The 23,135-nt window shown below is 62.9% G+C and carries 25 protein-coding genes; 2 read left to right on the top strand and 23 right to left on the bottom strand.

Features of this window, described 5'->3' with window-relative positions; translation table 11 throughout:
• Window position 1: 1 nt before the first annotated feature.
• From MKZ91_RS14275 to sdhC, 17 genes are all read right to left on the bottom strand, one after another.
• Window positions 2–754: an SDR family oxidoreductase gene (locus MKZ91_RS14275; protein ID WP_336171572.1), complete on the bottom strand. Its 753-nt coding sequence runs from the start codon at window positions 752–754 to the stop codon at window positions 2–4.
• On the bottom strand, window positions 751–1,251 hold the full coding sequence (locus MKZ91_RS14270; RefSeq protein ID WP_336171571.1) for a hypothetical protein: 501 nt from the start codon (window positions 1,249–1,251) through the stop codon (window positions 751–753). Before MKZ91_RS14270 ends, MKZ91_RS14275 begins: the two co-directional genes overlap by 4 nt.
• Window positions 1,252–1,253: 2 nt before the next feature.
• The gene (locus MKZ91_RS14265) at window positions 1,254–1,895 is read right to left on the bottom strand and encodes a LysE family translocator (protein WP_336171570.1); all 642 of its coding nucleotides are present in this window, start codon (window positions 1,893–1,895) and stop codon (window positions 1,254–1,256) included.
• Window positions 1,892–2,317 (bottom strand): VOC family protein, encoded by a 426-nt coding sequence (locus MKZ91_RS14260; RefSeq protein ID WP_336171569.1) that lies wholly within the window; start codon window positions 2,315–2,317, stop codon window positions 1,892–1,894. Before MKZ91_RS14260 ends, MKZ91_RS14265 begins: the two co-directional genes overlap by 4 nt.
• A 35-nt stretch (window positions 2,318–2,352) precedes the next feature.
• Window positions 2,353–2,766: an MAPEG family protein gene (locus tag MKZ91_RS14255; RefSeq protein WP_336171568.1), complete on the bottom strand. Its 414-nt coding sequence runs from the start codon at window positions 2,764–2,766 to the stop codon at window positions 2,353–2,355.
• A 156-nt stretch (window positions 2,767–2,922) separates the two neighbouring features.
• Window positions 2,923–4,161 (bottom strand): 2-oxoglutarate dehydrogenase complex dihydrolipoyllysine-residue succinyltransferase, encoded by a 1,239-nt coding sequence (gene odhB / locus MKZ91_RS14250; RefSeq protein ID WP_336171567.1) that lies wholly within the window; start codon window positions 4,159–4,161, stop codon window positions 2,923–2,925.
• 56 nt (window positions 4,162–4,217) lie between these two features.
• A complete protein-coding gene (locus tag MKZ91_RS14245; protein ID WP_336171565.1) occupies window positions 4,218–7,214 on the bottom strand; it encodes a 2-oxoglutarate dehydrogenase E1 component in 2,997 nt (998 codons plus the stop codon).
• A 158-nt stretch (window positions 7,215–7,372) separates the two neighbouring features.
• Window positions 7,373–8,275 (bottom strand): succinate--CoA ligase subunit alpha, encoded by a 903-nt coding sequence (gene sucD / locus MKZ91_RS14240; RefSeq protein ID WP_034802559.1) that lies wholly within the window; start codon window positions 8,273–8,275, stop codon window positions 7,373–7,375.
• A 17-nt stretch (window positions 8,276–8,292) separates the two neighbouring features.
• Window positions 8,293–9,486: an ADP-forming succinate--CoA ligase subunit beta gene (gene sucC / locus MKZ91_RS14235; RefSeq protein ID WP_336171562.1), complete on the bottom strand. Its 1,194-nt coding sequence runs from the start codon at window positions 9,484–9,486 to the stop codon at window positions 8,293–8,295.
• Window positions 9,487–9,597: 111 nt separating this feature from the next.
• On the bottom strand, window positions 9,598–10,563 hold the full coding sequence (mdh, locus tag MKZ91_RS14230; RefSeq protein ID WP_065774031.1) for a malate dehydrogenase: 966 nt from the start codon (window positions 10,561–10,563) through the stop codon (window positions 9,598–9,600).
• 182 nt (window positions 10,564–10,745) lie between these two features.
• Window positions 10,746–11,900 carry a cell division protein ZapE gene (zapE, locus tag MKZ91_RS14225; protein WP_336171561.1) on the bottom strand — a complete coding sequence of 385 codons (1,155 nt, stop codon included), beginning with the start codon at window positions 11,898–11,900 and terminating at the stop codon, window positions 10,746–10,748.
• Window positions 11,901–11,961: 61 nt separating this feature from the next.
• A complete protein-coding gene (locus MKZ91_RS14220; protein WP_336171560.1) occupies window positions 11,962–12,510 on the bottom strand; it encodes a protease inhibitor Inh/omp19 family protein in 549 nt (182 codons plus the stop codon).
• A gap of 300 nt (window positions 12,511–12,810) precedes the next feature.
• Window positions 12,811–13,590: a succinate dehydrogenase iron-sulfur subunit gene (locus tag MKZ91_RS14215; protein ID WP_065374169.1), complete on the bottom strand. Its 780-nt coding sequence runs from the start codon at window positions 13,588–13,590 to the stop codon at window positions 12,811–12,813.
• Window positions 13,591–13,602: 12 nt separating this feature from the next.
• The gene (locus MKZ91_RS14210; RefSeq protein ID WP_336171556.1) at window positions 13,603–14,166 is read right to left on the bottom strand and encodes a hypothetical protein; all 564 of its coding nucleotides are present in this window, start codon (window positions 14,164–14,166) and stop codon (window positions 13,603–13,605) included.
• A 5-nt stretch (window positions 14,167–14,171) separates the two neighbouring features.
• Window positions 14,172–16,013, bottom strand: a complete 1,842-nt coding sequence (gene sdhA, locus MKZ91_RS14205) for a succinate dehydrogenase flavoprotein subunit (RefSeq protein ID WP_336171554.1) — start codon at window positions 16,011–16,013, stop codon at window positions 14,172–14,174.
• A 7-nt stretch (window positions 16,014–16,020) separates the two neighbouring features.
• Window positions 16,021–16,401 carry a succinate dehydrogenase, hydrophobic membrane anchor protein gene (gene sdhD / locus MKZ91_RS14200; protein ID WP_336171551.1) on the bottom strand — a complete coding sequence of 127 codons (381 nt, stop codon included), beginning with the start codon at window positions 16,399–16,401 and terminating at the stop codon, window positions 16,021–16,023.
• Window positions 16,402–16,419: 18 nt separating this feature from the next.
• Window positions 16,420–16,812, bottom strand: a complete 393-nt coding sequence (sdhC, locus tag MKZ91_RS14195) for a succinate dehydrogenase, cytochrome b556 subunit (protein ID WP_336171549.1) — start codon at window positions 16,810–16,812, stop codon at window positions 16,420–16,422.
• Window positions 16,813–17,118: 306 nt separating this feature from the next.
• Between sdhC and MKZ91_RS14190 the strand changes: the two genes are divergently transcribed.
• A complete protein-coding gene (locus MKZ91_RS14190; protein WP_336171547.1) occupies window positions 17,119–17,952 on the top strand; it encodes a hypothetical protein in 834 nt (277 codons plus the stop codon).
• A gap of 45 nt (window positions 17,953–17,997) precedes the next feature.
• On the opposite strand, the gene MKZ91_RS14185 is transcribed toward MKZ91_RS14190, so the two are convergent.
• The 6 genes from MKZ91_RS14185 to tsaD all read right to left on the bottom strand — a co-directional run bounded on the left by MKZ91_RS14185 (window position 17,998) and on the right by tsaD (window position 22,130).
• Window positions 17,998–18,405 (bottom strand): DUF1761 domain-containing protein, encoded by a 408-nt coding sequence (locus MKZ91_RS14185; RefSeq protein WP_336171546.1) that lies wholly within the window; start codon window positions 18,403–18,405, stop codon window positions 17,998–18,000.
• Window positions 18,406–18,454: 49 nt separating this feature from the next.
• Window positions 18,455–19,126 carry a class I SAM-dependent methyltransferase gene (locus MKZ91_RS14180; RefSeq protein WP_336171544.1) on the bottom strand — a complete coding sequence of 224 codons (672 nt, stop codon included), beginning with the start codon at window positions 19,124–19,126 and terminating at the stop codon, window positions 18,455–18,457.
• Between the two features lie 66 nt (window positions 19,127–19,192).
• On the bottom strand, window positions 19,193–19,624 hold the full coding sequence (locus MKZ91_RS14175; protein WP_336171542.1) for an EVE domain-containing protein: 432 nt from the start codon (window positions 19,622–19,624) through the stop codon (window positions 19,193–19,195).
• A gap of 6 nt (window positions 19,625–19,630) precedes the next feature.
• Complete coding sequence (locus MKZ91_RS14170) at window positions 19,631–19,924, bottom strand: YciI-like protein (protein ID WP_336171539.1); 294 nt, start codon at window positions 19,922–19,924, stop codon at window positions 19,631–19,633.
• Between the two features lie 79 nt (window positions 19,925–20,003).
• Window positions 20,004–21,005 carry an NAD(P)H-dependent glycerol-3-phosphate dehydrogenase gene (locus MKZ91_RS14165; protein ID WP_336171537.1) on the bottom strand — a complete coding sequence of 334 codons (1,002 nt, stop codon included), beginning with the start codon at window positions 21,003–21,005 and terminating at the stop codon, window positions 20,004–20,006.
• A gap of 30 nt (window positions 21,006–21,035) precedes the next feature.
• Window positions 21,036–22,130: a tRNA (adenosine(37)-N6)-threonylcarbamoyltransferase complex transferase subunit TsaD gene (tsaD, locus tag MKZ91_RS14160; RefSeq protein ID WP_336171535.1), complete on the bottom strand. Its 1,095-nt coding sequence runs from the start codon at window positions 22,128–22,130 to the stop codon at window positions 21,036–21,038.
• Window positions 22,131–22,204: 74 nt separating this feature from the next.
• On the opposite strand from tsaD, the gene hemC reads away from it, so the two are divergent.
• On the top strand, window positions 22,205–23,134 hold the full coding sequence (gene hemC / locus MKZ91_RS14155) for a hydroxymethylbilane synthase (protein WP_336171533.1): 930 nt from the start codon (window positions 22,205–22,207) through the stop codon (window positions 23,132–23,134).
• Window position 23,135: the final 1 nt, after the last annotated feature.

Genomic DNA, 23,135 nt, shown 5'->3' with positions numbered 1-23,135 from the left:
GTTACCGCCCGCCGCTGACATTGAGAATTGCTCCCGTCACATAAGTCGCCTTGTCCGACAGGAGATAGAGAACCGCGTCAGCGACTTCCTCGGCAGTGCCGGGTCGCTGGACGGGAATGGTGTGGGCGAGATCGCGCGCCCTGTCCGGCAAGCCGCCGGAGGCATGGATCTCGGTATCGATGATGCCGGGCCGGATCGCGTTGACGCGAATGCCTTCGGCAGCCACCTCGCGCGAAAGGCCAATGGTGAAAGTGTCGATCGCACCCTTCGAGGCGGCGTAGTCGACATATTGCGCCGACGAGCCGAGCACGGCAGCCATCGAGGAGATGTTGACGATGACGCCGCCCTTGCCGCCGTAGCGCGTCGACATGCGGCGAACGGCTTCGGCAGCACAGCGGATGGAGCCGGTGATGTTGATGCGGAACATGCGCTCGAGCCGATCAACGGACATTTCGTCCACGCGCGCCGTCTGGCCGACGATACCGGCATTGTTGACGAGGCCATCCAGCCGACCGAAAGCCGCATCGACAGCGGCAAAGATCGCCTGGATATCCGCCTCCGAGCCGACGTCGCCCTGAACAGCGATCGCTTCACCGCCAACCGACTTGATCGCATCGACAACCGCATCGGCCGCGTCTCGGTTGGTGGCAAAGTTGACCGCGACGCGCCAGCCGGCTTTTGCAGCGCCAAGGCAGACGGCAGCACCGATGCCGCGGCTGCCGCCGGTCACAAGGAGAACAGGGTTTTGGCTCATGCGGCGCATCCCTTAAGCACGAAGGAATCCCAGCTGTCGACTTCGGCCTTGCCCTTGCCCCAGGCACTCGATGCCCTGAGGGAAGGTCCGAAATCGGGAAGCAGCAGCTGCGGCGCGGCCAGCTCGGTCTCGGCGGGGATCTCGCTGACCGCACCCGCCTTGTCGAGCGCATAGACGACGCCCTGCCACACAGTGCAGGCGCGCAGCTCCTCGCCGGTCGCGTCCCCTTCCGGGCAATTGTGCATGATCAGGCCCGTCGCCCGCTCCGGCTCGCCCGCCGGCATCACCACGCCGTCGAGCAACAGGCCGGGCTTCAGAACCGCCACCTTGAAGTGGTTGCTGGTCACCGCACTTGCCGAACCGACCGGCTCGAAGCGCAACTCGTAGCCGCCGTCACGATCGGCGTAGATCGCATGCGACTGCTTGCAGTCGGCAGCGACTGCGGGGGCTGCGAGCGCGCTTGCCAACAGGATCAGGACGAGGCGACCGGAAACCATGATCAGGCAGCCTTCTCCGTCGCGAGCTTGAGACCGAGGGCGATGAAGACAACGCCGCTGGCACGATCGATCCACTTGCTGGCGCGGGTGAAGGCTGCGCGCATGCGTGGCGTCGTCATGAACAGGCTGACGCCGACAAACCAGAGGATCAGGCATGTCGCCATGACCAGGCCATAGCCGAACTTGATCAGGATCGGTGTGTGCGCACTGACGACGGTCGAGAAGATCGACAGGAAGAAGAACACCGGCTTCGGGTTGAGCGCATTGGCGGCAAAGCCGAGGCCGAACGCCTTGGCGGCCGACTGGCCTTTGGCCTGTTCATTGCCCTGCGAGCGTTCAACCTTGATCTCGGTCTGGCCGGCACGCAGCGCCTTGATGCCGATATAGATCAGGTAAGCGACACCGCACCATTTGACGATGTTGAAGAGGTAGATCGACTGCGAAATGATCAGCCCGAGGCCGAGGATCGTGTAAGTCACATGGAACATCAGCGACGTGCCAATGCCGAAGGACGTGATGATCGCCGGGCGGCGACCATGCACGATCGACTGGCGCATGACCATCGCAAGGTCGGCGCCGGGAGAGACGATGGCGAAAGCAAAGATCGCCATCAGCGATGCGAGTTCCAGGAGGTATTGGCTCATGATTGTGCGACCGGTGCGTTGAAGGCCCAGACGTGGCCGAAGGGATCTTTTATGCGCGCGTAGCGTGCGTGCCAGAAGGTATCCTGCGGCTCCAGCAGTGTCGATGCTCCGGCGGCTATGGCCTTTGCATGGGCCGCATCGACGTCTTCAGGCTTCGGCAGGTTGATGCTGATCGCCACGCCCGTGCCGCCGATCGTCACCGGCGACATCACGCTGCCACCGAATTCGGGAAACTCGTCATGCAGCATCACCTCGCCGCCATAGATGGCAAGGTTGGCGTGCATGACGCGTTTGCCATCCTCTGCCATCGCGTGGAACGTGTTCACCGCACCGAGAGCCTTCTCGTAGAAGGCGATGGCTGCAAGTCCGTCCTTGACGCAGATATGCGCCTGGATCGGCGGGACATTGGGCCCGAATGCCATTGGATGGTCTCCTCTTGCTTCCGCGGGCTGCGCGGCTACGCCATCAGTTGCACGATCATCAGCACAAGCGCGATGATCGACACGAACCAGACGAGCGTGCGCAGCACGGGAACACCGGCCACATAGAGCAGAGTGTAGACGATGCGCGCAATCAGCCAGGTCACGGCGCCCGTCGCGCCGAGACCACCGGTCTTGCCCGTCACCACCAGCGCGAGCGCCAGCGCGACGAACACCGGATAGGTCTCCAGCATGTTGCGCAGCGAGCGCAGCAACCGTCCTGCAATGATGCTCTTTGGGACCTTCTGCTCGTCACGCGGACCGAGCAGGTACTTGAAACCAAGGTCGTGGGCGAGGTCGAGCGACGTCGCCTGCACGATGATATGCACGAGAAGAAACACGGCGCTCCAGCCGAGCACCCAGATTTCCGTCGACGCTTCTGCAGCTTCCATCACCCCTCGCAAATATCAGGCACAATCCAGATCAGTCTGACAACCCCGAAGGGGCGGGCTCCGCGGCAAAGCCGGTTGGCGACGACTTACCGTCGCGGCAGCCGAAACACTCGGCAATCGACGGGGGCGCCAGGGCGCCCCCGCTCAGTTTGGCAATTAGAGGTCAAGAACCAGACGTTCCGGATCCTCGAGGCTTTCCTTGACGCGCACGAGGAAGGTCACCGCTTCCTTGCCATCAACGATGCGGTGATCGTAGGAGAGCGCGAGGTACATCATCGGACGGATGACGACCTGGCCGCCGATGGCGACCGGACGCTCCTGGATCTTGTGCATGCCGAGGATGCCCGACTGCGGCGCATTCAGGATCGGCGACGACATCAGCGAGCCGTAGACACCACCGTTCGAGATGGTGAAGGTGCCGCCCTGCATGTCGGCCATCGACAGCGCGCCGTCACGGGCAGCCTTGCCGAGGCGGCCGATGTCCTTCTCGATCTCGGCGATCGACATCTGGTCGGCATCGCGAACGATCGGAACGACAAGACCCTTGTCCGTGCCGACGGCGACGCCGATGTGGCAGTAGTTCTTGTAGATGATGTCGGTGCCATCGATCTCGGCGTTGACGGCCGGGATTTCCTTCAGCGCATGGGTGACGGCCTTGGTGAAGAAGCCCATGAAGCCGAGCTTCACGCCATGCTTCTTTTCAAAGATGTCCTTGTACTTGTTGCGCAGCGACATGACGGCGCTCATGTCCACCTCGTTGTAGGTGGTGAGCATGGCAGCGGTGTTCTGCGCGTCCTTGAGGCGGCGGGCGATCGTCTGGCGCAGGCGGGTCATCTTCACGCGCTCTTCGCGAACGACGTCTTCGGCCGTCGACGGCGCACGAGCCTGAACCTTGACCGGCTCGGATGCGGCCGGCGTCGAGATGCCCTTGGCAACGGCTGCAAGCACGTCACCCTTCAACACCTGGCCACGCTTGCCCGAACCGTCGATCTGGTCGGCCGGCAGGTTGTTTTCGGCCAGCAGCTTGCCGGCGGACGGTGCCGGCGGCATGGACGAGGCAGCGGGTGCCGCAGCAGCAGCCGGGGCCGCCGGAGCGGCAGCGGCCGGCTCGGCCTTCTTTTCAGCAGCAGCCGGGGCGGCGGCCGCGGCGCCAGCAGCACCGGCGGCGATCTGGCCAAGCAGCGCGCCGAGGCCGACGGTCTCGCCAGCCTGCGCGACGATTTCGGAAAGCGTGCCTGCGGCCGGCGCCGGCACTTCGATCGTCACCTTGTCGGTTTCGAGTTCGAGCAGGGGTTCATCGGCCTTGATGGCGTCGCCGACCTTCTTGAACCAGGTACCGACGGTCGCTTCGCTGACGGATTCGCCGAGGGTGGGAACGCGGATTTCTGTTGCCATGATTTTTGTTCCGTTGATCAGATATCTGTTTCGATTGGCTCAGAGCGAGGGGAGCATCAGCCCCCCAGCGCGTCCTCGAGGAAGGCGGCAAGCTGCGCCAGGTGCTTCGACATCAGGCCCGTCGCCGGCGATGCGGCAGCCGGACGACCGGTGTAGCGCACGCGCTGATACTTGGCGTCGATATGGGCGAGAACCCACTCGAGATACGGGTCGATGAACGACCAGGCACCCATGTTCTTCGGCTCTTCCTGGCACCAGACCATCTCCGCGTTGCGGAAGCGGCTGAGCTCGTTGATCAGCGCCTTGGCCGGGAACGGATAAAGCTGTTCGACGCGCAGCAGGTAGATGTCGTCGATGCCGCGCTTTTCGCGTTCTTCGAGCAGGTCGTAGTAGACCTTGCCCGAGCAGAGCACGACGCGACGGATCTTCGAGTCCTTCTGCAGCTTGATCGGACCATCCTTGATCACTTCCGCATCGTCCCACAGCAGGCGGTGGAACGAGCTCTCGCCGGCCATTTCCGACAGGCTGGAGACCGCACGCTTGTGGCGCAGCAGCGACTTCGGCGTCATCAGCACCAGCGGTTTGCGGAAGTCGCGCTTCACCTGACGGCGCAGGATGTGGAAGTAGTTCGCCGGCGTCGTGACGTTGGCGACCTGCATGTTGTCTTCGGCGCAGAGCTGCAGGAAGCGTTCGAGGCGGGCGGAGGAGTGCTCCGGACCCTGGCCTTCATAGCCGTGCGGCAGCAGGCAGACGAGACCCGACATGCGCAGCCACTTGCGTTCGCCCGACGAGATGAACTGGTCGAAGACGACCTGTGCACCGTTGGCGAAGTCGCCGAACTGGGCTTCCCAGAGGGTGAGCGCATTCGGACGGGCAAGCGAGTAACCGTATTCGAAGCCGAGAACCGCCTCTTCCGAAAGCATCGAGTTGATGACTTCGTAGCGGGCCTGGGTCGGCGACAGGTTGGCAAGCGGGATGTAGCGCTCTTCGCTCTGTTGATCGTAGAGCACGGAATGGCGCTGCGAGAAGGTGCCGCGTTCGCAGTCCTGACCGGACAGGCGGATCTTGGTGCCTTCGGTGACGAGCGTGCCGAAAGCGAGCGCTTCGGCCATGGCCCAGTCGACGCCCTCGCCGGTCTGGATCATGTTGGCGCGGTTTTCCATGAAGCGCTGGATCGTGCGGTGTGCGCTGAAACCTGCCGGGATCTCGGAGATCTTGCGGCCGACTTCCTTCAGCTGCTTCATCGGCACCGAGGTCTTGCCACGACGTTGCTCGTCCTGGTTGTCGGCCGAGCGCAGGCCCGACCAGGCGCCGTCGAGCCAGTCAGCCTTGTTCGGATTGTAGGACTGGCCTGCCTCGAACTCCTGCTCGAGATGGGCGCGCCAGTCGGCCTTCATCTTCTCGACTTCGCCTTCGGTGATCAGGCCCTCGGAGATCAGCCGGTCCGAATAGAGCTGGACGACCGTCTTGTGGGCGCGGATGACCTTGTACATCTTCGGCTGCGTGAACGCCGGCTCGTCACCTTCGTTGTGGCCGAAGCGACGGTAGCAGAACATGTCGATGACGACCGGCTTGTGGAACTTCATCCGGAATTCGGTCGCGATCTTGGCCGCGTAGACGACGCCTTCCGGATCGTCGCCGTTGACGTGGAAGATCGGCGCTTCGATCATCTTGGCGACGTCGGACGGATAGGGCGACGAGCGCGAGAAGGCCGGATTGGTGGTGAAGCCGATCTGGTTGTTGATGATGACGTGCACCGTGCCGGCAACGCGGTGGCCGCGCAGACCGGAGAGGCCGAGGATTTCGGCAATGACACCCTGGCCGGCGAAGGCGGCGTCGCCATGCAGCAGGAGCGGCATGACCTTCGAGCGCTCGCGAAGCGGAATGATGTCGCCTTCAAAGACGGTCGCCATCTGGTCCTGCTTGGCGCGGGCCTTGCCCATGACAACCGGGTTGACGATTTCAAGGTGCGACGGGTTTGCCGTCAGCGACAGGTGAACCTTGTTGCCGTCGAATTCGCGGTCGGAGGAGGCACCGAGGTGGTACTTCACGTCACCCGAACCTTCGACGTCGTCAGGCGCGTAGGAGCCGCCCTTGAACTCGTGGAAGATGGCGCGGTGGGGCTTCGCCATCACCTGCGACAGCACGTTCAGACGGCCGCGGTGGGCCATGCCGAGAACGATTTCCTTCAGGCCTTCCTGGCCGCCGCGCTTGATGATCTGCTCGAGCGCCGGGATCAGCGACTCGCCGCCGTCAAGACCGAAGCGCTTGGTGCCCTTGTACTTGACGTCGATGAACTGCTCGAAGCCTTCGGCCTCGATCAGCTTCTGCAGGATGGCCTTCTTGCCTTCAGGCGTGAAGTCGACGCCCTTGTCCGGCCCTTCGATGCGTTCCTGGATCCAGGCCTTCTCTTCCGGGTTGGACATGTGCATGAATTCGACGCCGATCGTCGAGCAGTAGGTGCGCTCGAGGATTTCGACCATCTCGCGCGCGGTCGCGTATTCGAGGCCGAGCACGTTGTCGATGAAGATCTTGCGGTCGAGATCCTTTTCCTCGAACCCGTAGTTCGAAGGCGAAAGCTCGTTGTAGTCCTCGACCGGAGCGGCGAGGCCCAGCGGGTCGAGCTTGGCATGCAGGTGGCCACGGGCGCGGTAGGCGCGGATCATCATGATGGCGCGAACCGAATCGCGGGTCGCCTGCTGGATATCCGCAGCGCTTGCGGGCGTGCCGGCAGCGGCGGCGGCTTCTTCAACCTTCGCCTTGACCTTCTTTTCGATGACCTTTTCGACCGTGCCCCAGTCGCCATCGAGCGCCGAGACCAGTTCGCCATTGGCCGGGATCGGCCAGTTGTTCTTTTTCCAGGAGGCGCCCTTGGCTGCCTTCACCACATCTTCCGGCCGGTCGGCGAGCGCCTTGAAGAAGGCCTGCCATTCGGGCGACACGGACGCCGGATCCGTTTCATAGCGTGCTTGGAGCTGCTCGATATAGGCGGCGTTGGCGCCGTCCAGAAAGGAAGTGAGCTGGAATTGCTCGTTGGCCTCTTGCCTTGTCATGGTCTCACGCGGACGTTTTCTGTCCGCCTCCTGACTGAAGTTGGGTTGCCGGGTGTTCCCGGTCGTTCATGTTCGTTCGGCGCAAGGTCTGCGCCATGCTTGCATCGCAAGTGCGGCGCCGGGGCTGAACTGGCCAGCTCCGGCTGCCTTGTTCAGGATCAGCCCTTGAGGACTTCGACCAGCGTCTTGCCGAGACGGGCCGGCGACGGCGACACGCGGATGCCTGCCTGCTCCATCGCTGCGATCTTGGATTCGGCATCACCCTTGCCGCCGGAAACGACGGCGCCGGCGTGACCCATGGTGCGGCCCTTCGGCGCGGTACGGCCCGCGATGAAGCCGGCCATCGGCTTCTTGCGGCCCTTCTTGGCCTCGTCGATGAGGAACTGCGCCGCATCTTCTTCGGCCGAGCCGCCGATTTCGCCGATCATGATGATCGAGGTCGTGGCTTCGTCCGCCAGGAACATCTCGAGCACGTCGATGAACTCGGTGCCCTTGACCGGGTCGCCGCCGATGCCGACAGCCGTCGTCTGGCCGAGGCCCTCGTTGGAGGTCTGGAACACGGCTTCATAGGTCAGCGTACCGGAGCGCGAGACGATGCCGACCGAACCCTTGCGGAAGATCGAGCCCGGCATGATGCCGATCTTGCATTCTTCCGGCGTCAGGATACCGGGGCAGTTCGGGCCAAGCAGGCGCGACTTGGAGCGGTCGAGGCGAGCCTTGACGCGCACCATGTCGGCAACCGGGATGCCTTCGGTGATGCAGGTGATGAACGGGATTTCCGCATCGATCGCCTCGATGATCGCGTCCGCGGCACCTGCCGGCGGAACGTAGATCACGGATGCGTCCGCACCGGTCTTTTCACGGCCTTCGGCAACCGAGGCGAAGATCGGCAGGCTTTCGCCCTTGGAGCCGGTCCAGGTTTCGCCGCCCTTCTTCGGGTGGATGCCACCGACCATCTGCGTGCCGTAATAGGCGAGCGCCTGTTCGGTATGGAAGGTGCCGGTCTTGCCGGTCAGGCCCTGAACGAGGACCTTGGTGTTCTTGTTGACGAGAATCGACATGTGGTCTGGTCCTTCAGTTAGCCGTTGATCGCGGCGACGATCTTCTTGGCAGCATCGTCCAGATCGTCGGCGGCGGTAATCGCCAGGCCGGATTCGTTCAGGATCTTCTTGCCAAGCTCGACATTCGTGCCTTCGAGACGAACGACCAGCGGAACCTTGAGGCCGACTTCCTGTACGGCCGCAACGACGCCTTCAGCGATGACATCGCACTTCATGATGCCGCCGAAGATGTTGACGAGGATGCCCTCGACCTTCGGGTCGGCCGTGATGATCTTGAAGGCTGCCGCGACCTTCTCCTTGCCGGCGCCGCCGCCGACGTCACAGAAGTTCGCCGGCTCCTTGCCGTAAAGCTTGATGATGTCCATCGTCGCCATGGCAAGGCCAGCGCCGTTGACCATGCAGCCGATGTTGCCGTCGAGCGCCACATAGGCGAGATCCCACTTGGAGGCCTCGATTTCCTTGGCGTCTTCTTCGGTTTCGTCGCGCAGTGCCTTGATGTCGTCGTGGCGGAAGAGCGCGTTGCCGTCGAACGAAACCTTGGCATCGAGAACGCGCATGCGGCCGTTCTTCATGACGATCAGCGGGTTGATCTCGAGCAGGCTCATGTCCTTCTCGACAAAGGCCTTGTAGAGGATCGGGAAGAGCTTTTCGGCGTCGGCCTTGGCTTCACCGTCGAGCTTCAGCGCCGCGGTGAGCTTGGCGAGATCAGCGGCGGTGACGCCGGCTTCCGGGTTGATCGCGACGTTGACGATCTTTTCCGGCGTGTCGTGCGCAACAGCCTCGATGTCCATGCCGCCTTCGGTCGAAACGACGAAGGCAACCTGGCCGACCGAGCGGTCGACGAGCAGCGACAGATAGAGTTCGCGCTCGATGTCGGCGCCGTCCTCGATGTAGAGGCGGTTCACCTGCTTGCCGGCCGGGCCGGTCTGGGCGGTGACGAGCGTGTTGCCGAGCATTTCCTTGGCGTGAGACTTGGCTTCATCGATCGAGAAGGCAAGACGAACACCGCCCTTGGCGTCGGCGGAAAGTTCCTTGAACTTGCCCTTGCCGCGGCCGCCGGCATGGATCTGGCTCTTGACCACGTAAAGCGGGCCCGGCAGCGACTTGGCAGCAGCTTCTGCCTCGTCGGCGGAGAAGATCGCGACACCTTCCGCGACCGGTGCGCCATAGCTCTTCAGGAGAGCCTTGGCCTGATATTCATGAATGTTCATGGTGTTTTTCCTGTCTGGAGCATTGTGCGGGCAGGTGGGGCACCTACCCGCACCAATGCGGCAAAAACAAAGAGGTCGGGTGGATGCGAGCGCCCGCCCGACGGGAGGCGACTACTGCTTGAGGCTCGGCGCAATGCCGATGCAGGCTTCGCAAAGACCGGCGACCGAAGCGACCGACTTGTCGAACGCTTCCTTCTCGGCCTTGTTGAGATCGATCTCGATGATGCGCTCGACACCGCCAGCACCGATGACGGTCGGAACGCCGACATACATGTCCTTGACGCCGTACTGGCCGGTCAGGTGCGCGGCGCAGGGCAGAACGCGCTTCTTGTCCTTGAGGTAGGCTTCGGCCATCTCGATCGCCGAAGCGGCCGGGGCGTAGTAGGCCGAACCGGTCTTGAGCAGACCAACGATTTCGGCGCCGCCGTCACGGGTGCGCTGGATGATTTCTTCGAGGCGCTCCTTGGTGACCCAGCCCATCTGCACGAGGTCGGTCAGCGGAATGCCGGCAACGGTCGAGTAGCGGGCGAGCGGCACCATGGTGTCGCCGTGACCGCCGAGAACGAAGGCGGTGACGTCCTGGACCGAAACGTTGAATTCCTGGGAGAGGAACAGGCGGAAGCGCGCGCTGTCGAGAACGCCGGCCATGCCGACGACCTTGTTCTTCGGCAGGCCGGAGAACTTCTGCAGCGCCCAGACCATGGCGTCGAGCGGGTTGGTGATGCAGATGACGAAGGCGTTCGGAGCATACTTCTTGATGCCGGCGCCAACCTGTTCCATGACCTTGAGGTTGATGCCGAGAAGATCGTCGCGGCTCATGCCCGGCTTGCGGGCGACGCCGGCGGTGACGATGCAGACATCGGCGCCTTCAATGGCGGCGTAGTCGCTGGCACCGGTCAGGTTCACGTCGAAGCCTTCGACCGGGGAGGACTGGCCGATGTCGAGGCCCTTGCCCTGCGGGATGCCGTCGGCGATGTCGAAGAGGACGATGTCGCCCAGTTCCTTCAGGCCGGCGAGATGCGCCAGCGTGCCACCAATCATCCCTGAACCGATAAGTGCGATCTTGTTGCGAGCCATGAAAGTGCTTCCTTTGTGATCCCAATATGATCGAGGCCTGAAACGCGGCAAACGCCAAACCTTCGCGGAAGCCATTAAACGGCAATCGTTAAAATATCAATCGATACTTTTTGATGAAGTAATTTCAATCGGTTAGATCATAAAATTCTTACGTAAACGTAAGAATTTCCGTCACAACTGCGTCACGAAATCGCAACATTTGCAGGGTGCGCGGCGGCATATTCCTCGCTTTGCATCTCGATCAGGCGCGACACCGTACGATCAAATTCGAAGCCTTCGGTCCCCTTCTTTTGCGTCAGCAAATTCTGCGGCTCGGCGGCTGCCGAGGCGAAAAGCCGGGCGCCGTTATCGTAGAGCGTGTCGACGAGCAGGATGAAGCGCTTGGTTTCATTGCGCATATGCGGCCCGAGTTGCGGTATGTGGTCGACGAAGATCGTCGAGTAGCGTTCGAGGATCGCCAGATAGTCGGCAGCGCCGAGCGGCTGCTGGCAAAGGTCGGAGAAATTGAAGCGGGCGCTCTTGCCGGAAGCGGCAGGCACGGAGATCTTGCGGCCCTTGCGCGGCACCTCGGCGGGAGCAACCAGCGCATTGCGGGTCTCGCTCGCCCAGGCCCGCGCCATCGCCGCATCCGCGTCGGACCCAAGTGGCGACAGCCAGACCGGACTGCCGTCGGTCTTGGTCAGTCGGTAGTCGGTATCGGTGTCGAGCGAGATGATCTCGGTATTCGCCTTGAGCAGATCGATGAACGGCAGGAAGAGCCCGCGGTTAAGCCCGTCGCGATAGAGATCGTCGGGTGCAACGTTGGAGGTAGCAATCAGCACGCAGCCCTTGGCGAAGAGTTCACCGAACAGCCGCCCAAGGATCATCGCGTCGGCGATATCGGTCACCGTGAACTCGTCAAAGCAGAGCAGTCGCGCCTCGCCGAAGAGCTCTGAGGCAACCGGCGGGATCGGATCAGCCTGTTTCGTTTCACCGTTCTTGAGCTTCTGGCGGTGCTTGAAGATGCGCTCGTGCACATCGGCCATGAACTCGTGGAAATGGGCCCGGCGCTTGCGCTGGATCGGCACCGTGTCGAAGAACAGGTCCATCAGCATGGTCTTGCCGCGACCGACACCGCCATGGATGTAGAGCCCCTTGACCGGCGGATGGTCCTTCTTGCGCGAGGCAAACAGCCAGCCGAGCGCATTGGTCTTGCGCGATGGGCGGCTGGCGAGCAGCTCGGCGGAAAGGTGATCGAACCGGCGAGCGATCGAAAACTGCGCCGGATCGCGCTGCCGCTCGCCGCTCGCAACGAGCGCATCGAGCTTGCGGTAGATACTGTCGTCAGGATTAAGCACGTCTCACCCGAGAGGAGCCGGAAAACAAAAGCCCGGTGCGAGACCGGGCTGGATTGGGGCGTCAGCGGCTGAGGCTGACCGGTTGGCCGCCGTTGGTCGAACCGTCGAACCGGGCATCGGCCGTCTTGTAGAGCCGCGCGATGGCGTTGCCGGCGCGATCCTTGAGCACGACCTGCTTGCCGGCCACTTCCCAGGAGCCCATCGCCGTCAGCTCGCCGGCGCAGCCGCGTGTACCGCCGCGCGAGCCGGAGCCGAGATTGGTCAGCGTCAGGAACATGTCGCAGGAAGAGCCGGCGCTGGATACGCGCCAGTTGCCGACCATCGATTCCTTGGTGACATCAAGACCGCCGCCGGCAGCTGCGGCCACCTGCGTGCCGGGCTGCTGAACCGCGCCGCCGGCAACAGCCGTGCCGCTCGCCGGTGCAGCCGGGAATTGCGACGTGTTGCCGCTCGGCGCCGGAAGCTGGTTTGCGGAAACCGACGCAACGGGTGCGGCCTGGAGAGGAGCAGGTGAAACATCCTGGGAACCGAAACCGCCCATCGATGTCCGCTGGCATCCGGTCAGCGCAAGCACAACTGCCAGCCCCGCCGCCGCATGAATAACCCGCATATCCCTACTCCTGTTCGTGTCGCGAACCATGATGCAACGCGATAATATAGGCCGAAATACAGCAAATCCACCTGACAAATCAAGGGACGACGATTCCTGGCGACCTGTTGCAGGATTGAAACGTCCGGCCAGGCGCAAGACGGCCTGCGCCACATGCGACCCGACCAGAAGGTTGCGAGCGACGGCCTGCCAGAATGCATCCCACAATCGAGGATTGCTCGACCGGAACCGTCGGCGAGATCGAAATGAAAGCGACGGACCAGGGACCCGCCGTTTTCGCAATCAAATTGTGGCCGTCGCTCAGACGCGGCGTTCGACCAGCATCTTCTTGATTTCGCCGATCGCCTTCGCCGGGTTCAGACCCTTCGGACAGGCCTGGGCGCAGTTCATGATCGTATGGCAGCGATAGAGGCGGAAGGGATCCTCGAGATTGTCGAGACGCTCGCCGGTCGCTTCGTCTCTGCTATCGATCAGCCAGCGGTAGGCCTGCAGCAGCACGGCCGGGCCGAGGTAGCGGTCGCCGTTCCACCAATAGCTCGGACAGGAGGTCGAGCAGCAGGCGCACAGGATGCACTCGTAGAGGCCGTCGAGCTTCAGGCGATCCTCGTGGCTCTGCTTCCATTCCTTGGCCGGCGTCGGCGACACCGTCTTCAGCCACGGCTCGATCGAGCGGTGCTGGGCGTAGAAGTTGGTGAGGTCCGGCACCAGGTCCTTGACGACCGGCATGTGCGGCAGCGGATAGACCTTCACCGCACCCTTCACCTCGTCCATGCCCTTGGTGCAGGCGAGCGTGTTGGTGCCGTCGATGTTCATGGCGCAGGAGCCGCAGATGCCTTCGCGGCAGGAGCGGCGCAAGGTCAGCGTCGGGTCGATCTTGTTCTTGATGTAGAGCAGACCGTCGAGCACCATCGGGCCGCAATCGTCGACATCGATGTAGAAGGTATCGATGCGTGGATTGGCGCCGTCGTCCGGGTTCCAGCGGTAGATGCGGTATTCGCGAACGTTGGTCGCGCCCTGCGGCTTCGGCCAGACCTTGCCTTCCGTCATCTGCGAATTCTTCGGCAGAGCGAGTTCAACCATCTGTCTTAGTCCTTACATAAAATTAGCTGAGAAAATTGCGTCGGAAGTGATTGGCGTCCCAAGCCGCGCTTTATGCTCAACCTCGACCCTGGTGTAGGTCTGCATATCCCTGCGCTCGCTCTCATACGTCCACTTCACGCCCCAACGGCATTCGTCGTTGTCGCATTCTTCGCCTCTCTGTTCGACCAGATGAGCCTGAAATGCCTTGCCGCCAATTTCACCTTTGATCGAACCCGTACGTCCCTTTTTCGCCGAAACTAGCTCGAAGTTGCCCACTCGACCATCGAGGCAATAGATCTGTCCCCGGTAGACCTGGTCTTTGATGGACAAACCAAATATCGACGTGCCTTCTTGTGCTACCTCGTAGCGGCCCCTGCACTCTTGTTTTTCGGCAGAGCCGAGAGCGAGGGCGCCGCGTACCTTTTCGTCCCGCGAAGTCACATAACCCAAAAGTGGGCGCCCGGACTCCGTAAAGCTGCCCTCGACGCCACTCTTGAAGAGATACGAGCATCCCGCCAGCGTCGAGGCGCCTGCCATTACCAAAACGGTGAACGGGACGGCTTGGGCTGACAACATCTACCTCAATAAACGCGGGCCTTGGGCTCGATCTTCTTGGGATCAATGCCTTCGGCGATCAGGTCGGTATGGACGGGGCGATAGTCGAGCTTGACGTCGCCCGCTTCGTTCACCCAGGCGAGCGTGTGCTTGCGCCAGTTGACGTCGTCGCGGCCGCCGAGCGGGCCCTCGGTGAAGTCCTCGCGGGCGTGCGAGCCACGGCTCTCCTTGCGCGCTTCGGCGCCATAGATCGTCGTGATGGCGTTGGCCATGAGGTTTTCGAGTTCCAGCGTCTCGACGAGGTCGGAGTTCCAGATCATCGAACGGTCGGTGACCTTGATGTCAGGCAGTTCCTTCCAGATCGCCGAAATGCGCTTGCAGCCCGATTCCAGCGATTCCTGGGTGCGGAAGACGGCGGCGTCTTCCTGCATGGCGCGCTGCATCTTTTCGCGCAGCACCGCCGTCGGCGTTCCGCCATTGGCGTTACGCAGGCGGTCGAAGCGATCCATGATGCGATCACAGGCAGCCTTGTTGAGTTCCGGCACCGCCTCGTTGCGATCGATCACCTGGCCGGCGCGGATGGCAGCAGCGCGGCCGAAGACCACGAGGTCGATCAGCGAGTTGGAGCCGAGACGGTTGGCGCCGTGCACCGAGGCGCAGCCGGCTTCGCCGACGGCCATCAGGCCGGGCGCGATGCGCTCCGGGTTTTGGCTGTCGGCGTTCAGGACCTCGCCCCAGTAGTTGGTCGGCACGCCACCCATGTTGTAGTGCACCGTCGGCAGAACCGGGATCGGCTCGCGCGTCACGTCGACGCCGGCGAAGATCTTGGCCGATTCCGAAATGCCCGGCAGGCGCTCGTGCAGGACCGCCGGATCGAGGTGATCGAGGTGCAGGAAGATGTGGTCCTTGTTCTTGCCGACGCCACGGCCTTCGCGGATTTCCATCGTCATGCAGCGCGAAACGACGTCACGCGAGGCAAGGTCCTTGGCCGAAGGGGCATAACGCTCCATGAAGCGCTCGCCTTCGGAATTGACGAGATAACCGCCTTCGCCGCGTGCGCCTTCGGTGATCAGGCAGCCCGCGCCGTAGATGCCGGTCGGGTGGAACTGGACGAACTCCATATCCTGCAGCGGCAGGCCGGCACGCGCGATCATGCCGCCGCCGTCACCGGTGCAGGTGTGCGCCGAGGTCGCCGAGAAATAGGCGCGGCCGTAACCGCCGGTCGCCAGCACCACCATCTTGGCGGAGAAGCGATGGATCGTGCCGTCGTCGAGGTTCCAGGCGACGACGCCGGTGCAGCGGCCGTCATCCGACATGATCAGGTCGAGCGCGAAATACTCGATGAAGAACTCGGCGTTGTTGCGGAGCGACTGGCCGTAGAGCGTGTGCAGGATGGCGTGGCCGGTGCGGTCGGCGGCGGCACAGGTGCGCTGTACCGGCGGGCCTTCACCATAGTTCTGCATGTGGCCGCCGAACGGCCGCTGGTAGATCTTGCCTTCGGCGTTGCGCGAGAACGGCACGCCGTAGTGCTCGAGCTCGTAGACCGCCTTCGGCGCTTCCATGGCGAGATACTGCATGGCGTCGACGTCGCCGAGCCAATCGGAGCCCTTGACGGTGTCGTAAAGGTGCCACTGCCAGCTGTCGGGTGTCATGTTCTGCAGCGAGGCGGCGATGCCGCCCTGGGCGGCAACCGTATGCGAGCGGGTCGGGAAGACCTTGGTGATGCAGGCGGTCTTCAGGCCCTGCTCGGCCATGCCGAGGGTCGCGCGCAGGCCGGCGCCACCGGCACCGACGACGACGACGTCGAAGGCGTGATCGACATATTGGTAGGCCTTGCCGTTTGCAGCGGGTGAACTGTTCGATGCCATGGCGAAATTACCCTGCAAAAGCGATCTTCAGGATGGCGAAGAGACAGAGCCCGCCAACCGCGATCGTGAAAAACGTATTGAGCATGAGAAGCACGATCTTCATGCCTTCGCCGTGCACGTAGTCCTCGATGATCACTTGCATGCCGAGGCGCATGTGGATGAGGCCCGAGAGCACGACGAGCGCCATGACGACCGCCGCGAAGGGGTTCGCAAGCGCTGCAACGACGTCCGCATAGGGTGCACCGGCGTAGCGAACGAGGAAGATGACGAAGAAGATCAGGAGCGGAACGTTGGCGACCGCCGTCAGGCGCTGGCGCCAGAAGTGGTCGGTGCCTTCCTTGGCCGAGCCAAGACCGCGAACCTTGCCGAGAGGAGTGCGCATATCCATGGGTGTCTTTCCTCTCAGTTAGCGGACGAGATAGCCGACCACCCAGATCAGCAGCGTCAGCGCCACCGAACAGATGATCGTCGCCTTGGCCACCTTGGTAGCGAAGTGTTTCTCGTAGCCGTAGCCAAGATCCCACATGAAGTGACGCAGGCCGCCGAGCATGTGATGCACCAGCGCCCAGGTATAGCCGAACAGCACCAGCTTGCCGATCCAGGTACCGAACAGCCAACTGACCCAGTCGTAATAGGCCGCGCCGGACGCAGCGGCGATCAGCCACCACGCGACGAGGATTGTGCCGAAATAGAGAGCGCCGCCGGTGATGCGGTGCACAATGGACATGACCATTGTCGGGATCGGCTTATAGATTTGAAGATGCGGCGAAAGTGGCCGGCTTCTTGTGACATCCGTCATCGGAACCTCACGGAATGCCCGGATTTCCGCCCAAAAAACTGGACGATTTTAGTCCGGTATCGCACCTGATTGTGCACAATTCAGTCATTCGGACCTTTAATCACCATAAGGCTTAACGACAAGTGTGTTTGCGGTGCAAAATCAATTTAATCGATTAGACGAAAAGCGCCATTTACCGGCCTCGGTGAGACATCCGCATCCATTAACGATAGCGACGAAAAGCATAAGCAAATCCGTGACTTTCCGGCGAATTTGGCAGAGAGTGGCTTTAACGATTTGTTAAGCGTTATCCGGAGGGCGGACAGAATGACTCTGTTCAGGGCAATCCATGCGATCAAAGTGCTAGCGCTTGCCGGCCTTTTCGTCGCCACGACCATCATTCCCCTGGAGGCCCGAGACTGGGGCGGATCACGCGGCGTGCAGATGCGCACCAACCATGTCCGCATGAATTCGCACCGCTTCTATCCGCGCTACAATTTCAACCGCATGGGCCACCGTGGCAGCTGGGGCCGCAACGGCATACCGCGCCGTGACTGGGTGTCGGACAACGGCCTGCGGGAACCGCAGATCCGCACAAGACACAACCGTCTGCCCCGATACCGCTACTATGACGGCCCCTATACCGATCGCTTCGGACACCGCGGCGGATGGATGCGCGACCGGGCGGGGCGCGACATCTGGACATCCGGTGGCCGCCGCAACGATGGCCGCCCGGGCATCTATGACGGCTTGTCGGAACCGCAGACCCGCACGCGCCACAACCGCTTTCCTGGATACCGCCCCTATCCCGGGCCCTATGCCGAGCGTTGGGGCAACGGTGGTGGATGGATCCGAGACCGGGCCGGGCGCGAGATCTGGACGACCAGCGGCCGCCCTTATAGCTACGGCCGGGGAAGCTATGGCGGTGACGATTTTCCGGACAGCATCTCGGGCATCGGCACCTATGGCGGCGGTATTTCCGCCTATAGCGACCCGGGCAACGGCATCTACATCAATGTCGAAGGCAACTACGTCTACTCGGACGACGGCGATTACACGCAGCCGCCACAGGGCAATCGCGGCAAGATCATCAACGTCACGCCGAAGAACATGAACAGTTCCTGCTCTTACGAGCACGGCGTCTGCGTGATCCGGCGATAGCCACCCAGATGGCCGGCTAGTCCGGCCGCCATCACAGGCAAGAAATCATACGCCCATGGCGCCAATAATCGCGCCCATGGCGAGGAGCACCAGCAACCAGTGCACGCCGTCGATCAGCGTCAGGTCCCAGCCAAAGCCCTGATAGCGATGATTGACGACGATGGTGGTCGCAACGAAGCCGAGCCAGAGGAAGAAGGCGGAAGCGACACCGTTGACGAGTGTCACCTGTCCCGGCCCAAGATGGCCGACAGTGCCTGCGACCATGATTGCCATCACCAGTTCCGACCCGAAGGATATGGCGAAAAGCACCGGCGACATCTGCGCGCCGGCTGGATCGATGCGGGCCGCCTTCATCCAGGGCTTGCCAAGGATACCGTAATAGATCGCGCCAAGTGCAAAGGCCGCGATGGCGGCGATCAACACCGCGAGATAGTTCATGCCCGCAAATGCCATGTTCGTTTCCCCCGTTTTGGGCGGATTGGAATCGATGGCGCTGGGGCTGTCAACCGCCCGCGGAAACCGGCTCGGGAGCGCCGAAGTGCCAGACGGTCGTGCGCTTGACCTCGCTGTCTTCCAGTGCCCGGGTCACCGGCACCTCGTAGGTTGCAAGCGCCGTCATCATCTCGCGCGGGCAATAGGAGCGGCCGGGATCGCCGACAATGACGGTGGCTCCCCCGGCCGAAAGAGATGAAAACCATGGCTTCAGCCGATCGGCGAAGGCCTTGTCGTAGAAGACATCGCCGGCGAGATAGACATCGGCATCCAGATCGCGGCCGGTGATATCCTCTCCCGTATAGGCAACGGCCACTTGATTGAGTTCGGCATTGAGCCGGACCGCCGTTTCCGCCCACGGATCGATGTCGGCGGCAAGCACCGAGGCAGCCCCCGCCTTCATTGCGGCAATCGCCACCAATCCCGATCCGGAGGCAAAGTCGACGACACGGCGTCCGCGCACCACCTCCGGATGGTCGAGGATGTAGCGGGCCAGCCCCTGCCCGCCGGCCCAGGCAAAGGCCCAGAACGGCGGCGGCAGGCCGATCGCCTCGAGCTCTTCTTCCGTCTTCAGCCAGAGATCATGCGCCTCGGTTGCGAGATAGAGGCGGATCTCCGGCACATGCGGCGGCGAAAGTTCGTCGGTGTTGGCGAGGATGAAGCTCTCCGGATCGGTCTTCAAGAAACACTCCGAGCGTGGTGCGAAAAGCGGAAACCGGTTTTCGGACAGATCACGCGTAACTCAAGGCTAGCGCGGCGGGTTGTCGAAGCCACCCATGCGGCAGACCTGGATCCACTCGTCCTCGGTCACCGGCTGCACCGACAGGCGCATGGACGTGACGAGCGACATCTTGGCGAGCTTCGGATTGTCCTTGATCTCCTTCAGCGTCACCGGGCGCGGCACATCCATCACCGCGCGGATATCGACGCAGTCCCATCGGGCATCACCCTCGGCGGTCGAATCCGGATGCGATAGCGCACAGACCTCGGTGATGCCGACGATCTCGAGCCCTTCGTTCGAATGATAGAAGAAACCCTTGTCGCCGATCTGCATCGCCCGCATGTTGTTGCGCGCCAGATAGTTGCGCACCCCGGTCCATTCGGTGCCCTTGGCGCCGGCATCCTTCTGCATCTGCCAGGACCATTTGAAGGGCTCGGACTTGTAAAGCCAGAATGCCATCGCGCCTCAAGCCTCCGGATTGTTGAAGACCCAGTTGAAGGCCTTGATCTCGACGTTTGAAAAGAGTCCTGCCTTGGCATAGGGGTCGGCTTGGGCGATCGCGCGGGCTTCCTCGAGCGTCTCGGCCTTGACAATGACCAGGCTTCCGGTCGGCTTGCCGTCGTCGCCGAGGAACGGGCCTGCCATCTTCAGAATGCCCTTGGCATTGAGGTCGTTGAGATAGGCGACGTGATCCGGGCGGGTATCGAGCCGAAGCTGCAGCGCGCCTGGCTTGTCGGTGCAATGAAGTGCGAAGAGCATGCTTCCTCCTGAAGTTGTCGTTTAGCGCGGGATGCGGTCGGAAAACCGCATTGCACGTTTCGTCATCCTGCCGACCCGTTCATTCCTGGGTGATCGGGCGGGACATCAATTGTTCGAGTGCCGAGCGGACGTCGAGCTTGCCGTCGATGATCGCCGCGACCGCTTCCGTGACCGGCATTTCGACGCCGAGGTCATGGGCGACACGCGCGGCAACCGATGCGGCAAAGGCGCCTTCGACCAGTTCACCCTTTCGCGCGCCGGCGCGGCCGTCCTTGCCGAGCGCAATGCCGAAACGCAGGTTGCGCGACTGGTGGCTGGTTGCCGTAAGCACGAGATCGCCGAGGCCGGACAGACCGCGCACCGTATCCGCCTCGCCGCCCTCGGCGACGATGAAACGCGACATCTCGGCAAGCCCGCGCGCAATCAGCGCGGCGCGGGCGCTGTCGCCAAGGCCGGCGCCCTCGACAATGCCGCAGGCGATCGCCAGCACGTTCTTGAGCGCGCCACCGAGCTGCACGCCGATGCGATCCTCGGACGGATAAAGCCGGAATGTCGGACAGGAGAGCGCCTCGGCCAGCCATGTCGCCGTCGAAGTATCGGCCGCGGCGACGACCATCGCGGTCGGCAACCCCTTGGCGATATCGGCGGCAAAACCGGGACCGGAGAGCACGCCGATCGAATGGCCGGGCAGTTCTTCCGCCAGCACATCGGTCAGCAACCGGCCGGTCGCCTGCTCCATGCCCTTGGCACAGGTAACGATGGTGGCGGTCGCATTGATGACGCGGCCATACTGGCGCGCGGCGGCCCGATGCGCCTGCGACGGCATGACGAAGAGCACGATTTCCGCATCGGCAAGCACCGCGGCATCGGCCGTGTGCTTCAATGCCGGCGGCAGATCGATGCCGGGCAGAGCCTCTTCGTTGCGACCGGTATTGCGGCAGGCTTCCGCGATCTCGGCGCGGCGCGCCAGAAGCGTCACATCGCTGCCTTCGCCCGACGCCGCGACTGCAGCAAGGGCCGTGCCAAAGGCGCCAGCGCCGACCACGACGATCTTCGGCCCGAGTTTGGAGGTATCGTTCATTCGCTATCCGTCATGTCCTGACTGAATTCACTATGCCTTGGCGCCGCGCTTGCCGGAGCCGAGCAGCGTCTGTGCTTGGGCGTCGAGCGGCCAGCGCGAGCGCGGCGCGACATCGAGGCCATCCGCCGCCATGCCCGCGGCGAGACGTTCCGCCCCCGCCCAGGCGATCATCGCCGCATTGTCGGTGCAGAGCGCATGCGGCGGGGCGATGAACGCGAAACCGTTCTTGTCGCAAAGTTCCTGCAGCGTCGCCCGCAGCACCTGGTTGGCGGCAACCCCACCGGCAACGACGAGTGCCGGTTTTTCGACCGAGGCATGCTCCGCCTTGAAGCGCTTCAGGCCGCGCCCGACCCGGTCCTTCAGCGTGCGCGAGATCGCCCGCTGGAAGGAGGCGCAGATGTCGGCGATGTCCTGATCGGTCACCGGTTCCAGCGATTGCGCCGCCTGACGCACGGCCGTCTTCAGCCCCGAGAAGGAAAAGTCGAGCCTGGCGTCGCCGACGAGCGGCCGCGGAAAATTGAACCGTTCCGGGTTGCCCGTGCGCGCCGCCCGCTCGACCGCCGGACCGCCCGGATAGGGAAGCCCGAGCAACTTCGCCGTCTTGTCGAAGGCTTCACCGAGCGCATCGTCGATCGTCGTGCCCCAGCGCTCGTACTCGCCAACACCTTTGACGAGGATCAGTTGGGTGTGGCCGCCCGAGACGAGCAGCATCAAATAGGGGAATGGCAGTCCATCCGTCAGCCGTGCCGTCAGCGCATGGCCCTCGAGATGGTTGACCGCATAGAGCGGCTTGCCCGTTGCGCGCGCGATCGCCTTGCCGGTCATCAGACCGACAATCAAGCCGCCGATCAGACCGGGACCACTTGTCGCAGCGATGGCATCGATGTCGGACAGCGTGACGCCGGCGCGCAACAGCGCCTCCTCGATCAGCGTGTCGAGCGCTTCCACGTGGGCGCGCGCCGCGATCTCCGGAACCACGCCGCCATAGGCGCTGTGCTCTTCCAGCTGGCTCAGAACGACGTCACCGAGAATATGTCCTTTGCCGTCGGAATCGCGCAGAATGACGGAAGCGGCGGTTTCGTCGCAGCTTGTTTCTATGCCGAGGATGCGCAGGGGCGGAGACATCAGGAACTACTCAAAGATTGCGGTCGCACCGAAAGGTGGGTACACGGAACTCCGGTAACAATGGATAGCCTTTGATGCAAACAAAACCTTTCCGGATCGGCACGCGCGGCAGCCCGCTGGCGCTCGCCCAGGCCCATGAAACGCGCGATCGCCTCGCCGCAGTGCATGGTCTTTCGCCGGAAATGTTCGAGGTGGTCATCCTCTCGACCAAGGGTGATCGCATCACCGATCGCTCGCTCGCAGAGATCGGCGGCAAGGGCCTGTTTACCGAAGAAATCGAACAGCAATTGCTGTCGGGCGAGCTCGATTTCGCCGTGCACTCGTCGAAGGACATGCCGACGAAACTGCCGGATGGACTCTGTCTTTCCGCCTATCTGCCGCGCGAGGATGTTCGCGACGCCTTCATCGGCCGTACGGCGCCGAAACTGATGGACCTGCCTGAGGGCGTGACCGTCGGTTCGTCGTCGCTGCGCCGCCAGGCGCTGATCCGTCGGCTCAGGCCCGATATCAACGTCATCACCTATCGCGGCCAGGTGGAAACCCGACTTCGAAAGCTTGCCGAAGGCCAGGTGGATGCGACGCTTCTCGCCTATGCCGGCCTGAAGCGGCTTGGCATGACCGACGTTCCAACCGAACTGCTCGATCCGGAAGCGTTTCCGCCGGCACCCGCGCAGGGCGCAATCTGCATCGAGAGCCGGATCGGCGATAGCCGCATCAACGACCTGCTTGCGGCCATCGACGATGCGCGCACCCACGAGGCGGTTGCCTGCGAGCGCGGCTTCCTTGCCACACTCGACGGCTCCTGCCGCACACCGATCGCCGGCCTCGCCACCTCCGACGGCAAGCATCTGCGCTTTTCCGGCATGATCCTCACGCCGGACGGCCAGACGCATCATCGCGTGGAGATCGAGGGCAAGACAGCCGACGCCGAGGCGCTGGGCCAGAAGGCCGGCGAAGAGATCCGCGCCAAGGCCGGCCCCGGCTTCTTTGCAAGCTGGTCCTAGG

It is taken from the genome of Ensifer sp. MJa1, assembly GCF_037026475.1.
In the GTDB taxonomy this organism is placed as follows: domain Bacteria; phylum Pseudomonadota; class Alphaproteobacteria; order Rhizobiales; family Rhizobiaceae; genus Ensifer.
Note: the sequence above shows the minus strand (reverse complement) of the source record. Positions and strands in the feature narration are given on the sequence as shown.